This window comes from Streptomyces sp. NPDC056231 (genome assembly GCF_048270745.1).
In the GTDB taxonomy this organism is placed as follows: domain Bacteria; phylum Actinomycetota; class Actinomycetes; order Streptomycetales; family Streptomycetaceae; genus Streptomyces.
Window position 1 is genome coordinate 25,426 of the sequence record NZ_JBLVKW010000014.1, and the last position, 15,643, is coordinate 41,068.

The window sequence follows — 15,643 nt, forward strand, 5'->3', positions numbered from 1 at the left end:
GACATTTACTCCCGGGGGTGTTCAACCAGGGATGCCTGCACGGGGCCAGAGCCCGAACGGGCTGGAGGCTGTCGGCTCCGTCGCTGTCCGCACCTTCGCCACCCACCAGCACATGACGACAGCCCCCCAGATGATGGACGGCCTAAACGTGAACGCCATGGCCGGCAACGAGAGTGGCCGAGAGACCGCCCACTTCGCCGACTTCGACGAGGTGCCCCAGGGGCACTTCTACGACCCCGACGCCGAGTACGAGCCCGATCCGGAGTACGCGGCCACCCTCGCGCCCGACGCTGCCCGCCAGCGCCGCGAGCGGATCGGCCCGACCGGTCGGCCCCTGCCCTACTTCCCGATCCCGGGTCCGCTGACCGATCACGGTCCCGCGAAGATCATCGCGATGTGCAACCAGAAGGGCGGCGTCGGCAAGACCACGTCGACCATCAACCTGGGTGCCGCACTCGCGGAGTACGGACGCCGTGTCCTGCTCGTCGACTTCGACCCGCAGGGCGCCCTGTCCGTCGGTCTGGGCGTCAATCCGATGGAGCTCGACCTCACAGTCTACAACCTGCTCATGGAGCGGGGCATGTCGGCCGACGAGGTCCTCCTGAAGACCGCCGTGCCCAACATGGACCTGCTCCCGAGCAACATCGACCTGTCGGCTGCCGAAGTGCAGTTGGTCAGCGAGGTGGCCCGGGAGTCCACACTGCAGCGCGCCCTGAAGCCGCTGATGGCCGACTACGACTACATCGTGATCGACTGTCAGCCCTCGCTGGGCCTGCTCACGGTGAACGCCCTGACGGCCGCTCACAAGGTGATAGTGCCGCTCGAGTGCGAGTTCTTCGCGCTGCGCGGCGTGGCACTGCTCACCGAGACCATCGAGAAGGTCCAGGAGCGGCTCAACCCGGAGCTGGAGCTCGACGGCATCCTTGCGACCATGTACGACTCCCGTACGGTGCACAGCCGCGAGGTGCTCGCGCGGGTCGTCGAGGCCTTCGACGAGCACGTCTACCACACGGTGATCGGGCGCACGGTGCGTTTTCCGGAGACCACGGTCGCCGGTGAGCCCATCACCACGTACGCCTCCAACTCGGTCGGTGCCGCCGCCTATCGCCAGCTCGCCAGGGAGGTGCTCGCCCGGTGTCACGCCGAGTGAGTCTGCCCGGGGCCGACGAACTGTTCCGGACCACCGGGGGGATGGGACTGCAGTCCTCGTCCCCGGCGGACCGGCGGCGCAAGGCGAACGGCGAGGCGCGGGTGCCGGCTCCGGCCGGTGAGAACGAGACTGCGGCGGACAGCTCCGGAGCGACCGGGGGAGCGGCCGAGGCCGGCGCCGTACACCCCCAGGAGGAGCACGCGCCGGCGGAGGCCGACGCGGGGGATTCCCACAGCCGCGGCGACGACGGCAACCGGGTGGCCGTGGCCGCGCAGGCGGCCCGCCGCCCCTCGGCCTCCTCTCCTTCAGCCGCCGCGCAGCAGGAGGCCGTTCCGGTCGTCCAGCAGCAGCGCAGGCGCGGAGGCGGGCGCGGAGCGAACCGGCGGCCCAGCGGCCGGGAACGTCACGACGAGAAGATCACCGTCTATGTCTCCGCCGAGGAACTGATGGACCTCGAGCACGCGCGGCTCGTGCTGCGCGGCGAGCACGGGCTCGCCGTCGACCGCGGGCGGATCGTCCGTGAGGCGGTCGCGGTGGTCCTCGCGGACCTGGAGGCGCGGGGCGACGCGAGCATCCTCGTACGGCGGCTGCGCGGCCGCTGACCGGCGGGACGCCGGTAGCCTGCCCGGAGAGCCGCGCTGCTCAGCGGGCGGACCGTGCCGTAGCGGCCACTGCCGACCGGCAGGTCCGGCCCGTCCTGAACGGGCTGCCGCCCGCCGCCCGTATCCCGCCGCACCCTGGACCTCCATGCCGACGAACGACGAGCCCGCCCGCACGCCCCGGCGCCCCCTGGGGCGTGGTCCGGGGGGCCGGCCTGCGCCGGGTGCGGAGGAGGCGTCGGTGACCGGGTGGCCGGGGGAGCCGACCGTGCCGCCCGCCGTGCCTCTCCCCGTCACCGGGACCACGGAGTCCTCCGCGGTCACCTATGGCGACATGACGTCGGCGTACGGCGACGGGGTGACCTCGGCGGACGGGCACGGCACCGCGTCCGCGGACGCCGGTGGCCCCGCTGCCGCCGGAGAGCCTGCGGCGCTCGCAGAGCTCTCGGAGCCCGCAGAGCCCGCAGAGCTGGAGCCGCCGGATCCCGCTGGGCCCACGGAACCCGCTGAACCTGCGGGCGACGGGCGGTTCACCGTTCGGCTTGCCAACTTCGAGGGGCCGTTCGATCTTCTTCTGCAGCTCATCTCCAAGCACAAGCTCGATGTGACCGAAGTCGCTCTCTCCAAGGTCACGGATGAGTTCATGGCCCACATCCGGGCCATGGGGCCGGACTGGGATCTCGACCAGACCACCGAGTTCCTCGTCGTCGCCGCGACCCTGCTCGATCTCAAGGCGGCCCGGCTGCTGCCCGCCGCCGAGGTCGAGGACGAGGCGGATCTCGCGCTGCTCGAAGCGCGCGACCTGCTCTTCGCCCGGCTCCTGCAGTACCGCGCGTACAAACGCATCGCGGAGATCTTCAGCGCCCGGCTCGAGTCGGAGGGGCGGCGTTTTCCACGGACCGTCGGGCTGGAGGCGCACCATGCCGAGCTGCTGCCCGAGGTGGTCATCAGCATCGGTGCCGAGGGGTTCGCCAGGCTCGCCGTGAAGGCGATGCAGCCCAAGCCCAAGCCGCAGGTGTACGTCGATCACATCCACGCCCCGCTGGTCAGCGTGCGGGAGCAGGCCGAGATCGTGGTGGCGCGGCTGCGGGAGGCGGGGGAGATCAGTTTCCGGCAGCTCACCGAGGACGCCGCGGACACCCTCACCGTCGTCGCGCGGTTCCTCGCTCTGCTGGAGCTGTACCGGGAGAAGGCGGTCACCCTCGACCAGGAGGAGGCGCTCGGCGAGCTCATGGTGCGCTGGTCCGGGGGAGCGGATGCCTCACCGAGGGTGACGGACGAGTTCGACCAGGATGTACAGGAGGACGCAGAGGCATGACTGAGCGCAGCGAGCAGGACGGCGTCGGCGCCACCGTCGCGGATCTTGAACTCAAGCCCGCTCTGGAGGCGGTCCTGATGGTCGTCGACGAGCCCGCCACCGAGGAACACCTGGCCAAGGTGTTGGAGCGGCCACGGCGGGCCGTCGCCGATGCGCTGCGGGAGCTGGCCGACGAGTACACCGTGCAGCGACGCGGTTTCGATCTCCGGCTGGTCGCGGGCGGCTGGCGCTTCTACACGCGCCCGGAGTACGCGGAGGCCGTCGAGGGCTTCGTGCTGGACGGCCAGCAGGCCCGGCTAACCCAGGCCGCTCTGGAGACCCTGGCAGTGGTCGCGTACCGGCAGCCGGTCAGCCGCTCACGCGTCTCCGCAGTGCGCGGTGTGAACTGTGACGGCGTGATGGGGACCCTCCTGCAGAGGGGCCTGGTAGAGGAAGCGGGCGCGGAACCCGAAACAGGTGCGATCCTGTACAGGACGACGAACTACTTTCTGGAGCGGATGGGCCTGCGCGGCCTGGATGAGCTCCCGGAGCTCGCGCCCTTCCTCCCCGAGGCGGACGCGATCGAGGCTGAGACGCTAGAGGGTGTGCCGTCGTTCGATCCGGACGCACCGGACACCCCGGATACTCACGCAGACGACAAGACGGAATTTTGATGCGAAGCAGTGGCAGGAACAGCGGCAGCGGCAAGAGCGGCGGCAACCGGAACCCCCGGGGTGGCGGCGCCGGGCGTGACGACAGGCAGGACCAGCGTCCCCGCCGGCCCCGGCCCGAGGAGCGCCTCTACGACGTGGGCGGCACGACCGGTGCCGGCGAGAAGAGCGGCGACGGCCCCCGCAAGGGCCGCGGCGCAGCGGCGCGCGGTGGCGCCAAGGGCGGGCCGAAGACCGCGCAGGGCGGCGGCCGGAGCGGCGGGCCGCGGCGTGGACCGCAGGGCGCCCCGTCCCGTCCGCGCGAGCTCGACGCCAAGATTGAGCAGCGCAACCGGGACAGGTACGCGAACAAGCCCGACATCCGGACGCCCAAGACATTCCCGGGCGCCGAGCAGGAGGGTGAGCGCCTGCAGAAGGTCCTCGCCCGCGCCGGCATGGGCTCGCGCCGCGCGTGCGAGGAGCTGATCGAGCAGTCCCGTGTCGAGGTCAACGGACAGATCGTCGTCGAGCAGGGCATGCGCGTCGATGTGCACAAGGACGAGATCAAGGTCGACGGTCTGACCGTCGCCGCCCAGTCGTATCTCTTCTTCGCGCTGAACAAGCCCGCCGGTGTCGTCTCCTCGATGGAGGACCCGGACGGCCGCCAGTGCCTCGGCGACTACGTCACCAACCGTGAGACGCGCCTCTTCCACGTCGGCCGGCTGGACACCGAGACCGAGGGCATCATTCTGCTCACCAACCACGGCGAGCTGGCCCACCGTCTCACCCACCCCAAGTACGGCGTGAAGAAGACCTACCTGGCCGCCATTCAGGGGCCGCTCCCGCGTGAGCTGGGCAAGCGCCTCAAGGACGGCATCCAGCTGGAGGACGGGTACGCCCGCGCCGACCACTTCCGGGTCGTCGAGAACACCGGCAAGAACTACCTGGTCGAGGTGACCCTCCACGAGGGCCGCAAGCACATCGTCCGCCGCATGCTGGCCGAGGCGGGCTTCCCGGTCGAGCGGCTCGTACGGACGTCCTTCGGGCCGATCCCGCTGGGCGACCAGAAGTCCGGCTGGCTCCGCCGCCTCACCAACACCGAGGTGGGCATGCTGATGCGGGAGGTCGGTCTCTAGGGCGTGTTTCGAAAGTAGCGTCGTCCGGCCGTAGGGCGGGCCGGACGCCGCCCGGCAGGCGGGACTTTCGAAACACGCCCCAGCGCCCCTCCCGGCAAGCTTTGCCCCGTCGCGCCGTCCAGCACGCCCGCTCTGAACGACGCTCCTCCCGGGGCAGACATTGCCGGTCACGGCACTACGCACGCCTTCGCCCGCGGCTCAGTCCGCTCTCCGGCCCGCGGCCGGTTCCTGGCTTCGATTTTCGAACAGGAATCGGTCGCGGGTCTTTTGCTGTCGTCACTGCGCCTTTATAGTCATGGTGACTATTAAGGAGCCGAGTGTGAGTCTCGCGGGCATCCTCGATCCCCTGCAGCAACCCTTGGTGACGGTCCTGGACACCCCGGTCAGCTGGACCGAGGTCCTCGGCTTCGGCGGCGGAGCGCTGTGCGTCTGGCTCGTGGCCCGTCAGCACCTCGCCAACTGGCCGATCGGTATCGCCAACAACCTTTTCTTCATCCTGCTGTTCACCCAGTCCGGTCTGTACGCCGACGCGGGCCTGCAGATCGTCTTCATCACCCTTGCCGTGTACGGCTGGTGGACCTGGACCCACGGGGGTGGACCGGGTTCGTCCGCCCTGCCGGTGCGCAGTACCACGCGCACCGAATGGGTCTGGCTGTGCGCGGCAGGGGTGGCGGGGACCCTTGCCCTGACCGTCCTGCTCGACCGTGCCACCGACTCGACCGTGCCGTTCTGGGACGCGCTGACGACCGCGCTGTCGCTGGCGGCGACGTACGGGCAGTGCCGGAAGCTGGTCGAGTCGTGGTGGCTGTGGATCGCCGCCGACGTGGTGTACATCCCGCTCTACGCGTACAAGGAGCTCTATCTGACCTCCCTGCTGTACGTCGGGTTCCTGACGCTGTGTCTGGTCGGGCTGCGCAACTGGAAGCTTGATCTCGCCTTTCGGCAGCGGGAGTTGACGGAGGTGGCCCGATGAATCGGTTCGCGCACGGGCTCGTGCTCGGCAAGTTCTATCCGCCGCACGCCGGCCATCACCACCTCGTCCGCACCGCCCAGGACCGCTGCGAGCGGCTGACCGTCCTGGTCTGCGCCGCCTCCGTCGAGTCCGTCCCGCTCGCAGATCGCGTCGCCTGGATGCGGGAGCTGCATCCGGACGTACGGGTCGTCGGCGCCGTCGACGACACCCGGATGGATCTCCACGACCCGGCGATCTGGGACGCCCACATGGCTGTCTTCACCGATGCCGTCCCGGAACCGGTCGACGCCGTCTTCACCTCGGAGTCGTACGGGGACGAACTGGCCCGCCGCTTCGGTGCCGAATCCGTCTGCGTCGACCCCGGCCGTACGGTTTTTCCGGTCTCCGGCACCGCCGTCCGGAAGGACCCGGTGGGCTGCTGGGACTTCCTCGAACCGCCCGTGCGGGCCGCGCTCACCCGCCGGGTCGTCGTCCTCGGCGCCGAGTCCACCGGAACCACCACGATGGCCCGCGCCCTCGCCGACCACTACCGGCGGCGCGGCGGCGTCTGGGCGCAGACCCGGTACGTCGCCGAGTACGGGCGGGAGTTCAGCGAACAGAAGCTGGCCGCACTGCGCGCCCGGTGGCCTCAGGCGCAGTGGGAGGACGTCGCCTTCACCACCGACGACTTCCCGCTGATCGCCGAGGCGCAGAACGCCAAGGAGGAGGTTGCCGCCCGGACCGGGTCCCCGGTGCTCATCTGCGACACCGACTCCTTCGCCACCACGGTCTGGCACGAGCGGTACGTCGGCGGCCGCAACCCGCTCGTCGAGGAGACCGCCGACCGGGTCGGCCATCACCTGTGGCTGCTCACCGACCACGACGGCGTCGCCTTCGAGGACGACGGGCTGCGCGACGGCGAGGAGCTCCGGCCCTGGATGACCGACCGGTTCCGGGCCGAACTCACCCGCACCGGAAGGACGTTCGTAGAGCTTACCGGGACGCATGAGAAGCGCCTGGAGACCGCGCTCACCGCTGTCGACGCCCTGCTCGCCGCAGGCTGGAACTTCGCCGCACCCCTCCCGGAGCGACGATGAGCACCGCCCCGGAGGGCTACGACCCTCATGCCTTCGAGCCGTTCGCCGTCACCGTCGACCTGGCGGTCTTCACGGTCCGCGGCGGCCGGCTGCACGTCCTGCTCGTCGAACGCGGCGAGGACCCGTACAAGGGGCACTGGGCGCTGCCCGGCGGCTTCGTCCTGCCCCGTGAGTCCGCCGAGTCCGCCGCCCGCCGGGAGCTCGCGGAGGAGACCGGGCTGACCGAGTCCACCGTCTCCTCCCTCCACCTTGAACAGCTCCGTACCTACAGCGATCCGGACCGCGACCCCAGGATGCGGGTCGTCTCCGTCGCGTACGCCGCGCTCGTCCCCGATCTGCCGGAGCCGCGCGGCGGTGGAGACGCGGCCAACGCCCGCTGGTGGGACGCCGGAGCACTCGGCGCGCTTGCCTTCGACCACGACCGCATCCTCGCCGACGCGCACGACAGGATCGGCGCCAAACTCGAGTACACGTGTCTTGCCACCGCCTTCTGCCCGGCCGAGTTCACCCTCGGCGAGCTCCAACAGGTGTACGAGACCGTCTGGGGCGTCGAGCTCGACCGACCCAACTTCCGGCGCAAGGTCCTCACCACGCCCGGCTTCGTCCAGGCCGTGGAGGGATCACCGCGCCGCACCGGCGGACGGGGGAAACCGGCCGCCCTGTACCGGGCGGGTGCCGCCACCGCCCTGCACCCTCCACTGCTGCGACCGGAAGGAAGAAGCACATGATCGTGACCAGGACCATCACCAAAGGCGCTGCCACCGGCGCGCTGACCGGGCTCGCGCTCGGTGACGCGCTGGGCTTCCCGACCGAATTCAACAACGTGCCCTCGATCCTCGCCAAGTGCGGGCCGTGGCGGCAGATGCGGCTGCCGCGTCCCGCGATCGTCTCCGACGACACCCAGATGACGCTGGCCCTCGCGCGGGGCATCCGCACCGCCATGGACCGGGGGCTGCTCACCGCGCTGCGGCTGACCCGGCCGGTGCGCGAAGAATTCGTCGAGTGGTACCACTCACCGGACAACAACCGTGCCCCCGGCCGCACCTGCATGACTGCCTGCCGGCTGCTCGACAGCGACCGGCTCTGGCAGGAGGCCAGCCAGACAGGCTCCAAGGGCTGCGGCGCCAATATGCGGGTGGCGCCCGTCGGACTCGTACCCGGGCTGAGCGAGGAACAGCGTTCCGGCGCGGCGCAGTTGCAGGCCGCCCTCACGCACGGACATCCCACGGCGCTCGCCGCCTCCGACCTGATGGCGCGCGCGGTGTACCTGCTGGCGCAGGGCGCGGAGCCGGCCGGGCTGATCGGACAGCTGCGCTCGTACGCGTACGAGAACAGCAGCCGTTACCTCTCGCGCTGGCTCGGCGATCTGTGGCGGTACGCGGGCGACGACTCCGGCGAGAGCTACATCCGGCGCGGCTGGGACGAGTGCCTGACCGCACTGGCCAGGGTGCAGGACGCCCTGCGCGACCCGTCACCGGAGGACGATCCGTGCGAGACGACCGGTGACGGCTGGATCGCCGAGGACGCCCTCGCCACGGCCCTGCACTGCTTCCTGCTGTTCCCCGACGAGCCGGTCACCGCCCTGCGCCGGGCCGCCTGCACGCGCGGCGACTCCGACTCGATCGGCTGCCTGACCGGGGCGCTGGCCGGGGCACATCTGGGGGCCGCGGCCTGGCCCAAGGAGTGGTCGGAGCGGATCGAGTACCGCAGCGATCTGCTGTCGCTGGGGGCGCTCTGGGACTCTTGATCCATGCGCACGAAGACGACGCACCTGCACGAGGCCGGGCTGCCGGTCACGGACTTCGGCCCGGTACTCGCCGAGGAAACCGGACCCCTGCTGTTCGCCACGGTCTCCGGGGCGCATCTGTACGGGTTTCCGTCCCGGGACTCGGATGTGGACCTGCGGGGGGTCCACCTCCTGCCCGCGGCTCTGTGGTGACCCGGTGCCCCTCCGGAGCGTCTCCTCACGCGGTGAACGTCCGGCGCGACGCGGGGGAGCCCGGGGTCTTCTTCATCTTCATCGCCCTGCGGGGACTCCCCCACGCGTCTCCGGACCGGCCGTCGCGGGGCGAGCAGAACGGTGGTGGTTGCGAGCGGGCCGTTCAGCCGGCGCCGAGTGACAGCGCCGACGTCCGGCGGGTGCGAATCAGGAAGTCCTCCACCCTTGCCCGGTCCGGCTCCGGTGGGAGCGGGGAACCTGTGACCGCCTCGTCGTTCTCCTCGGCCAGGCGGGTCATCCGGCGTTCGACCTCCGGCCAGGGAACCTCGCCGCGCTTCACCGCGAGCAGTTCCTCCCTGGCCGCGCCGACGTCGACCGTCAGCTCTCCCGTGCGCAGCAGATCCCGGCCGCTCGCCAGCAGCCGCAGCAGATGCATGGCGTGCTTCCAGCGCGGCGCACCGTGGCTACGGACATCCGCCTCCAGCTTCCTGCGTTGGCCCAGTGCGTAACGGACGAAGGTCCGGTGGGCGAGACGGGACAGGAACGCGTCGCGCAGGGAGAGGAGTTCGCGGCCGACGGGGGTGACCTGTTCCACCAGTGGGGAGTGCAGGCACTCCAGGACATTGGGGTTGGCGATCAGCGCCAGTTCGCAGAAGCGCTCCAGTTCCCAGGAGAACTGCTCCTCCGCCGGGCCCTCGACGTGTTTCGGTGGTTTGTCGAACTGCCAGAAGAGGCGGGTCGGCGCCAGGAAGACACCGCGCCGGTCGGTGTCACTGCCGTCCGTGGCGAGCCCGAACGCGCGTGAGCCCATCACACAGGAGTAGACCGTGTGGTCGCGTACGAGGGCCTCGGCGTCCGGGGTGGTCATGCAGGTGAGCGTACGTGAGGGAACATGCGTTGCGGCAGGGAGCCGTGGTGTCATCACCGGCCGCATGACGATGATCCCAAAGGTCTGGCGCGCACCCCTCCGGCGAGCGCGCCGACCCCGCCTGCGGGGTGCGTTTCAACGCGGTGGAGCTGCTGTGCGGATGGGCGGCCACGGAGGCCGGGCGGTCGTCGCTGGTGACGCCCGCAGACTGCCCTGACGCGACCGTCTCGGCGGGGGCTTCGGCTCCCGCCGTGATGGCCGGTGTCAGACGAGCCGGATGGTGTCACCGGTGACGGTGATCCGTTCGGTGGGCAGCGGGCCCGGCGCGGGACCGGCCACGACCGCCGCGTCCGTGATGCGGTACTTGCTGCCGTGGCAGGGACAGTTGATGGTGCCGTCACTGACCGAGTCGACGGTGCACCCCGCATGGACGCAGATGGCGGAGAAGCCCTTGAACTCGCCCTTCTTGGGCTGGGTCACCACGACCTTCTGCTCCGCGAAGATCGTGCCGCCGCCGACGGGGATGTCCGAGGTCTTGGCGAGGACCGTGCCGCTCGCGGCGGAGCCGTTCGGCGTCGTGGCGCTTGCCGTGCCGCTCGCGTGGGAACTTTTCGGCGCCGTGGTGCTCGGGGTGACGCCCGGTGAGGTCTTCGGTGCGGATGCCGTGCTGCTTCCGTCCCCGGTCGAGCCGCAAGCGGTCACCAGCCCGGCGGCGCCCGCTGCGGCTGCCGTGAGGACCGTCCTTCGTCGTGCGTCCATGGCTTGCTCCTTGTGTGGTGGCCACGACCGGGTGAGCTGTCTGCTCCCGGCATGGGCATCGTGACCCCGCGGACGCCGAGCGCCTAGCAACCTGGCGGCAGACTCGCCCGACTGGCAGAAGCACCGGGCCCGGCCGACATTGTCGATATTCCATCCCTCTCCCGACGGGCAGAACCATGACAGGAAACGGCCTCGGCAGCCTGCTGGGCGGCGGGAGCCGGAGCGGGGGGTGCCGGCGGCGCCAGAACCGTCCTCGGAGCGCTGCCGGGCGCGCTGGGCGATGACAAGCGCGGCGCAGGCGGGGTCATCGCCGGGGTGTACGGAGCGGCCACCGTGAACCGCGAGATCCTCTTCGTCCGGGCGGTCCCCGCTGCGGTGGCCCTCGTCCCCGTCCTGCCCGGCGCAGCCGGCCGGCCGGGTCCGGCGGACGCTGCTCGCCGTGCTCGCCACCGCCGCGTCCCGGTGACCGCTGTGTCTCACGGACAGAGCACCTCGGCCGCCGGCCGCCTCGCCCCTCTAGGCTGAAACGCGCAGGTTGGCGCCGAGCAGGCGCGACAACCTTGGAGCGGCACGAAGAACAACGGCACGAAGAACAGCAGCACGAAGAAGTGAGGAGCCAGACGTGGCGGTACGAGCGGTCCGCGGAGCTGTCCAGCTGGACCGGGACGAGGCCGGACACATGGACGAGCGGGTCAGCGGCCTGCTCACCGCCATCCTGGAGCGCAACAGCCTCGTTGCGGACGACCTGATCAGCATTTGGTTCACGGCCACCCCCGATCTGCACAGCGACTTCCCGGCCGCCGCTGCACGCGGCATCGGCATCGTCGACGTACCGCTGATCTGCGCCCAGGAGCTGGACATCGAAGGGGCGATGCCCCGCGTGGTGCGCATCCTCGCCCATGTCGAGACGTACCTCGCCAAGTCCGAGATCACGCACGTCTACCTCGGGGCCACCGCCTCTCTCCGCAAGGACATCGCCCAGTGAGAACCGCCGTCGTCATCGGAACCGGCCTGGTCGGCACCTCCGCAGCCCTTGCCCTCGCCGGGCGCGGCGTCCATGTCCACCTCCTCGACCACGACCCGGCGTCCGCCCGCACCGCGGCCGCGCTCGGGGCCGGTACGGACGAGGCGCCCGAGGGCCGCGTCGACCTGGCGGTCATCGCCGTGCCACCCGCCCATGTGGCCTCGGTGCTCGCCACCGCCATGCGGGACGACATCGCCCGCGGATACCTCGACGTCGCCAGCGTCAAGGGCGGCCCCCGCCGTGAGCTGGAAGCCCTCGGCGTCGACCTCACGCCGTACATCGGCACGCACCCGATGGCCGGCAAGGAGCGTTCGGGTCCCCTCGCCGCCACCGCAGACCTCTTCGAGGGGCGACCCTGGGTGCTCACCCCGACCCGCGACACCGACACCGAGGTCCTCAACCTCGCCCTGGAGCTGGTCGCGCTCTGCCGCGCCGTTCCGGTCGTCATGGACGCCGACGCCCACGACCGGGCCGTCGCTCTCGTCTCCCATACCCCGCAGCTGATCTCGTCGATGGTCGCCGCCCGCCTGGAGGAGGCCGACGAGACGGCCGTACGCCTCTGCGGCCAAGGCATCAGGGACGTCACCCGGATCGCCGCCTCCGACCCGCGGATGTGGGTGGAGATCCTCTCCGCCAACCCCGGCCCGGTCGCCGATGTGCTCGCCGGAGTGGCCGCCGATCTCGACGAGACCGTACGGGCGCTGCGCAGCCTCCAGACCGGCGACGAAGGCAAGCGCCGCGAGGGCACCGACTCCATCGAGGACGTGCTGCGGCGCGGCAACGCGGGCCGGGTCAGGGTGCCCGGGAAGCACGGGGCGGCCCCGGCGTCGTACGAGATCGTGGCCGTGCTCATCAGCGACCGGCCGGGCGAACTGGCCGGGATCTTTGCGGACGCGGGCCGGGCCGGGATCAACGTCGAGGACGTCCGCATCGAGCACGCCACCGGGCAGCAGGCGGGTCTGGTGCAGCTGATGGTCGAGCCGAGCGCGGCCCCCGCACTGGCCACGGCGCTGCGCGAGCGCGGCTGGTCGATCCGCCAGTAGGTGGTCCCCGCGCATGACGGCCGAACGCCCCCGGGCCCGCAGTGGCCAGGTCCGGGGGCACTTGTCCACAGGGTGCAAAGGCCCGTCCAGACACTCGGTAACCTTGAGCGGGGCGGGTTCGCGCGTCCCCGTCCCGCCCACCCCGAGTACCAGGAAGGTGTCCACCACCGTGGAAACCGTAAGCGCCGCCGCCCGGACGGCCCCGGCCGCAGTGATCGTTGCCATAGACGGCCCGTCCGGCACGGGTAAGTCGAGCACGTCGAAGGCCGTCGCCGCCCAGCTCGGCCTGAGCTACCTGGACACCGGCGCCCAGTACCGGGCGATCACCTGGTGGATGCTGAACAACGGCATCGACGTGCACAATGCCGCGGAGGTCGCGACCGCCGCGGACAAGCCGGTCATCGTCTCGGGCACGGACCCGGCCGCCCCGACGATCACGGTCGACGGCGAGGACGCCGCGGGCCCGATCCGTACGACGGAGGTCACCTCCAAGGTCAGCGCCGTCAGCGCGGTCCCCGAGGTGCGGGCCCGGATCACCGAGCTGCAGCGGTCCATCGCCGCGGACGCCGAGGTCGGCATCGTCGTCGAGGGCCGTGACATCGGCACGACCGTGCTGCCCAACGCCGACCTCAAGATCTTCCTGACCGCCTCCCCGGAGGCCCGCGCGGCCCGTCGCAGCGGAGAGCTCAAGGGCTCCGATCTCGCCACCACCAAGGAGGCGCTGATCAAGCGGGACACCGCGGACTCCAGCCGGAAGACCTCGCCGCTCGCCAAGGCGGGCGACGCGGTCGAGGTGGACACCACCGAGCTGACCCTGCAGCAGGTCATCGAGTGCGTCGTCACCCTCGTCGAGGAGAAGTGGGCCGCGAAGTGACCCCTGCCACGGGCACGCCCACGCTGCGTGGCGCGGCGGTCGGGCGCGGGATCGGCATCGGGCTGATGTACGGGCTGTGGAAGCCCCGCGTCCTCGGTGCGTGGCGGGTACCCGCCTCCGGACCCGTCATACTCGCGGTGAACCACTCCCACAACATCGACGGGCCGATGCTGATGGGCACCGCGCCCCGGCCCGTGCACTTCCTGATCAAGAAAGAGGCGTTCGTCGGCCCCCTCGACCCGTTCCTGCGCGGAATCGGTCAGCTGAAGGTGGACCGTACGAGCGCCGACCGCACCGCCGTCACCCGCGCCCTCGGCGTGCTGCAGAACGGCGGGGTGCTGGGGATCTTTCCCGAGGGCACCAGGGGTGAAGGAGACTTCGCCTCGTTGCGGGCCGGACTCGCGTACTTCGCAGTTCGCAGCGGGGCGCCGATCGTCCCCGTGGCCGTCCTGGGAAGCACTGAGCGTCGCGGGCGGTTGATATCGGCACTGCCGCCGTTGCGCAGCCGGGTCGATGTCGTCTTCGGCGACGCCTTCGAAGCACAAGAAGGTGCGTCCCGGCGCACCCGGAAGGCGCTGGACGAGGCGACGGTACGGATCCAGGAGCGGCTGACCTCGCACCTGGACAGGGCCAGGCGCTTCACCGGGCGCTAAGTAAGACTTGAGTAGTGGGCCGCGTGATCGTGGTCCATCGATGATGATGCAAAGAGGAACGGACTTCATGAACGACCAGATTCACTCCGGCGGCTCGGACCACGAGCACGGAGCGCTTGGCGACGCCGAGTACGCGGAGTTCATGGAGCTCGCCGCGCAGGAGGGCTTCGACGTCGAGGACGTCGAGGGCGCGATCGACGAGGCCGGTCACGGACCGCTGCCCGTCCTCGCCGTCGTCGGCCGACCCAATGTCGGCAAGTCGACCCTGGTGAACCGGATCATCGGCCGCCGCGAGGCGGTCGTCGAGGACAAGCCCGGAGTCACCCGGGACCGAGTCACCTACGAGGCCGAATGGGCCGGCCGCCGCTTCAAGGTCGTCGACACCGGCGGCTGGGAGCAGGATGTGCTGGGCATCGATGCCTCCGTCGCCGCCCAGGCCGAGTACGCGATCGAGGCGTCCGACGCGGTCGTCTTCGTCGTCGACTCGACCGTCGGCGCGACCGACACCGACGAGGCCGTCGTCAAGCTGCTGCGCCGGGCCAAGAAGCCTGTCGTCCTGTGCGCCAACAAGGTCGACGGCCAGAGCGGCGAGGCCGACGCCACCGCGCTCTGGTCGCTCGGTCTCGGTGAGCCGCACCCGGTCTCCTCACTGCACGGCCGCGGCACCGGCGATCTGCTCGACGCCGTCCTCGAAGCACTGCCCGAGGCTCCGGCCCAGCGCTTCGGCACCGCCCTCGGCGGACCGCGCCGTATCGCCCTCATCGGCCGTCCGAACGTCGGCAAGTCCTCGCTGCTGAACAAGGTGGCGAACGAGGATCGGGTCGTCGTCAACGAAATGGCCGGCACCACTCGTGACCCGGTCGACGAGCTGATCGAGCTCGGCGGCATCACCTGGAAGTTCATCGACACGGCCGGCATCCGCCGCCGCGTCCACCTCCAGGAGGGCGCGGACTACTACGCCTCGCTGCGTACTGCGGCCGCCGTCGAGAAGGCTGAGGTCGCCGTCGTCCTGATCGACGCCAGCGAGTCCATCAGCGTGCAGGACCAGCGCATCATCACCATGGCCGTGGAGGCCGGGCGCGCGATGGTGATCGCGTACAACAAGTGGGACACCCTCGACGAGGAGCGCCGCTACTACCTGGAGCGCGAGATCGAGACCGAGCTCGCGCAGGTTGCGTGGGCGCCCCGGGTCAATGTCTCGGCTGTCACCGGCCGCCACATGGAGAAGCTGGTCCCGGCGATCGAGACCGCACTCGAAGGCTGGGAGACTCGCGTTCCCACCGGTCGACTGAACGCCTTCCTCGGTGAGATCGTCGCCTCCCACCCGCACCCGGTCCGTGGCGGAAAGCAGCCCCGCATCCTCTTCGGCACCCAGGCCGGCACCAAGCCGCCGCGCTTCGTGCTCTTCGCCTCCGGGTTCCTGGAGCACGGTTACCGCCGCTTCGTCGAGCGCCGACTGCGCGAGGAGTTCGGCTTCGACGGCACCCCGATCCACATCTCGGTGCGGGTTCGCGAGAAGCGCGGCCGTAAGAAGTGACCCCCGGTCGGCCCGCTGACCGGCCGGCCGGCCGACCGTCTGTCCGTCCCGGACATGGCGAAGCC

General features: G+C 70.8%; 16 protein-coding genes and 1 pseudogene. 15 read left to right on the plus strand and 2 right to left on the minus strand.

Going from position 1 to position 15,643, the window contains the following annotated elements:
• Positions 1–31 precede the first annotated feature (31 nt).
• The 10 genes and pseudogenes from ACNPQM_RS14135 to ACNPQM_RS14180 all read left to right on the plus strand — a co-directional run.
• Entirely contained in the window at positions 32–1,150 is a 1,119-nt protein-coding gene (locus tag ACNPQM_RS14135; RefSeq protein WP_358858168.1) for a ParA family protein, read from the plus strand.
• Entirely contained in the window at positions 1,147–1,752 is a 606-nt protein-coding gene (locus ACNPQM_RS14140) for a hypothetical protein (protein WP_358858167.1), read from the plus strand. The genes ACNPQM_RS14135 and ACNPQM_RS14140 overlap by 4 nt, the downstream gene beginning before the upstream one ends.
• Positions 1,753–1,990: 238 nt before the next feature.
• Positions 1,991–3,067 carry a segregation and condensation protein A gene (locus tag ACNPQM_RS14145; protein ID WP_418084253.1) on the plus strand — a complete coding sequence of 359 codons (1,077 nt, stop codon included), beginning with the start codon at positions 1,991–1,993 and terminating at the stop codon, positions 3,065–3,067.
• A complete protein-coding gene (scpB, locus tag ACNPQM_RS14150; RefSeq protein ID WP_418084254.1) occupies positions 3,064–3,720 on the plus strand; it encodes an SMC-Scp complex subunit ScpB in 657 nt (218 codons plus the stop codon). Before ACNPQM_RS14145 ends, scpB begins: the two co-directional genes overlap by 4 nt.
• Positions 3,714–4,832 (plus strand): pseudouridine synthase, encoded by a 1,119-nt coding sequence (locus ACNPQM_RS14155; RefSeq protein ID WP_418084325.1) that lies wholly within the window; start codon positions 3,714–3,716, stop codon positions 4,830–4,832. The genes scpB and ACNPQM_RS14155 overlap by 7 nt, the downstream gene beginning before the upstream one ends.
• A gap of 319 nt (positions 4,833–5,151) precedes the next feature.
• On the plus strand, positions 5,152–5,805 hold the full coding sequence (gene pnuC / locus ACNPQM_RS14160) for a nicotinamide riboside transporter PnuC (protein WP_418084255.1): 654 nt from the start codon (positions 5,152–5,154) through the stop codon (positions 5,803–5,805).
• A complete protein-coding gene (locus ACNPQM_RS14165) occupies positions 5,802–6,881 on the plus strand; it encodes an AAA family ATPase (protein ID WP_418084256.1) in 1,080 nt (359 codons plus the stop codon). The genes pnuC and ACNPQM_RS14165 overlap by 4 nt, the downstream gene beginning before the upstream one ends.
• Entirely contained in the window at positions 6,878–7,609 is a 732-nt protein-coding gene (locus ACNPQM_RS14170; RefSeq protein WP_358858161.1) for an NUDIX hydrolase, read from the plus strand. The genes ACNPQM_RS14165 and ACNPQM_RS14170 overlap by 4 nt, the downstream gene beginning before the upstream one ends.
• Positions 7,606–8,628, plus strand: a complete 1,023-nt coding sequence (locus tag ACNPQM_RS14175) for an ADP-ribosylglycohydrolase family protein (RefSeq protein WP_398955870.1) — start codon at positions 7,606–7,608, stop codon at positions 8,626–8,628. The genes ACNPQM_RS14170 and ACNPQM_RS14175 overlap by 4 nt, the downstream gene beginning before the upstream one ends.
• Positions 8,629–8,631: 3 nt before the next feature.
• Positions 8,632–8,811, plus strand: a pseudogene (locus ACNPQM_RS14180) (DNA polymerase beta superfamily protein); the annotation flags it as partial.
• Positions 8,812–8,983: 172 nt separating this feature from the next.
• Here ACNPQM_RS14180 and ACNPQM_RS14185 read toward each other — a convergent pair.
• Complete coding sequence (locus ACNPQM_RS14185) at positions 8,984–9,688, minus strand: DNA polymerase beta superfamily protein (protein WP_418084257.1); 705 nt, start codon at positions 9,686–9,688, stop codon at positions 8,984–8,986.
• A gap of 264 nt (positions 9,689–9,952) precedes the next feature.
• Positions 9,953–10,447, minus strand: coding sequence for a Rieske (2Fe-2S) protein (locus ACNPQM_RS14190; RefSeq protein ID WP_358858158.1), 495 nt, complete (start codon positions 10,445–10,447; stop codon positions 9,953–9,955).
• 622 nt (positions 10,448–11,069) lie between these two features.
• On the opposite strand from ACNPQM_RS14190, the gene aroH reads away from it, so the two are divergent.
• From aroH to der, 5 genes are all read left to right on the plus strand, one after another.
• Complete coding sequence (gene aroH / locus ACNPQM_RS14195) at positions 11,070–11,432, plus strand: chorismate mutase (protein ID WP_358858155.1); 363 nt, start codon at positions 11,070–11,072, stop codon at positions 11,430–11,432.
• Entirely contained in the window at positions 11,429–12,514 is a 1,086-nt protein-coding gene (locus ACNPQM_RS14200; protein WP_418084258.1) for a prephenate dehydrogenase, read from the plus strand. The genes aroH and ACNPQM_RS14200 overlap by 4 nt, the downstream gene beginning before the upstream one ends.
• Before the next feature lie 157 nt (positions 12,515–12,671).
• On the plus strand, positions 12,672–13,388 hold the full coding sequence (cmk, locus tag ACNPQM_RS14205) for a (d)CMP kinase (RefSeq protein ID WP_418084259.1): 717 nt from the start codon (positions 12,672–12,674) through the stop codon (positions 13,386–13,388).
• Positions 13,385–14,041: a lysophospholipid acyltransferase family protein gene (locus ACNPQM_RS14210; protein WP_358858152.1), complete on the plus strand. Its 657-nt coding sequence runs from the start codon at positions 13,385–13,387 to the stop codon at positions 14,039–14,041. The genes cmk and ACNPQM_RS14210 overlap by 4 nt, the downstream gene beginning before the upstream one ends.
• Before the next feature lie 67 nt (positions 14,042–14,108).
• On the plus strand, positions 14,109–15,578 hold the full coding sequence (gene der, locus ACNPQM_RS14215) for a ribosome biogenesis GTPase Der (RefSeq protein WP_358858151.1): 1,470 nt from the start codon (positions 14,109–14,111) through the stop codon (positions 15,576–15,578).
• The last annotated feature ends 65 nt before the right edge of the window (positions 15,579–15,643 follow it).

What these genes read in the sequence shown, in the direction of transcription:
- ACNPQM_RS14135 (WP_358858168.1), top strand. Translation starts at nt 32, where the DNA reads ATGCCTGCACGGGGCCAGAGCCCGAACGGGCTGGAGGCTGTCGGCTCC.
- scpB (WP_418084254.1), top strand. Translation starts at nt 3,064, where the DNA reads ATGACTGAGCGCAGCGAGCAGGACGGCGTCGGCGCCACCGTCGCGGAT.
- ACNPQM_RS14165 (WP_418084256.1), top strand. Translation starts at nt 5,802, where the DNA reads ATGAATCGGTTCGCGCACGGGCTCGTGCTCGGCAAGTTCTATCCGCCG.
- ACNPQM_RS14170 (WP_358858161.1), top strand. Translation starts at nt 6,878, where the DNA reads ATGAGCACCGCCCCGGAGGGCTACGACCCTCATGCCTTCGAGCCGTTC.
- ACNPQM_RS14175 (WP_398955870.1), top strand. Translation starts at nt 7,606, where the DNA reads ATGATCGTGACCAGGACCATCACCAAAGGCGCTGCCACCGGCGCGCTG.
- ACNPQM_RS14185 (WP_418084257.1), bottom strand. Translation starts at nt 9,688, where the DNA reads ATGACCACCCCGGACGCCGAGGCCCTCGTACGCGACCACACGGTCTAC.
- ACNPQM_RS14190 (WP_358858158.1), bottom strand. Translation starts at nt 10,447, where the DNA reads ATGGACGCACGACGAAGGACGGTCCTCACGGCAGCCGCAGCGGGCGCC.
- der (WP_358858151.1), top strand. Translation starts at nt 14,109, where the DNA reads ATGAACGACCAGATTCACTCCGGCGGCTCGGACCACGAGCACGGAGCG.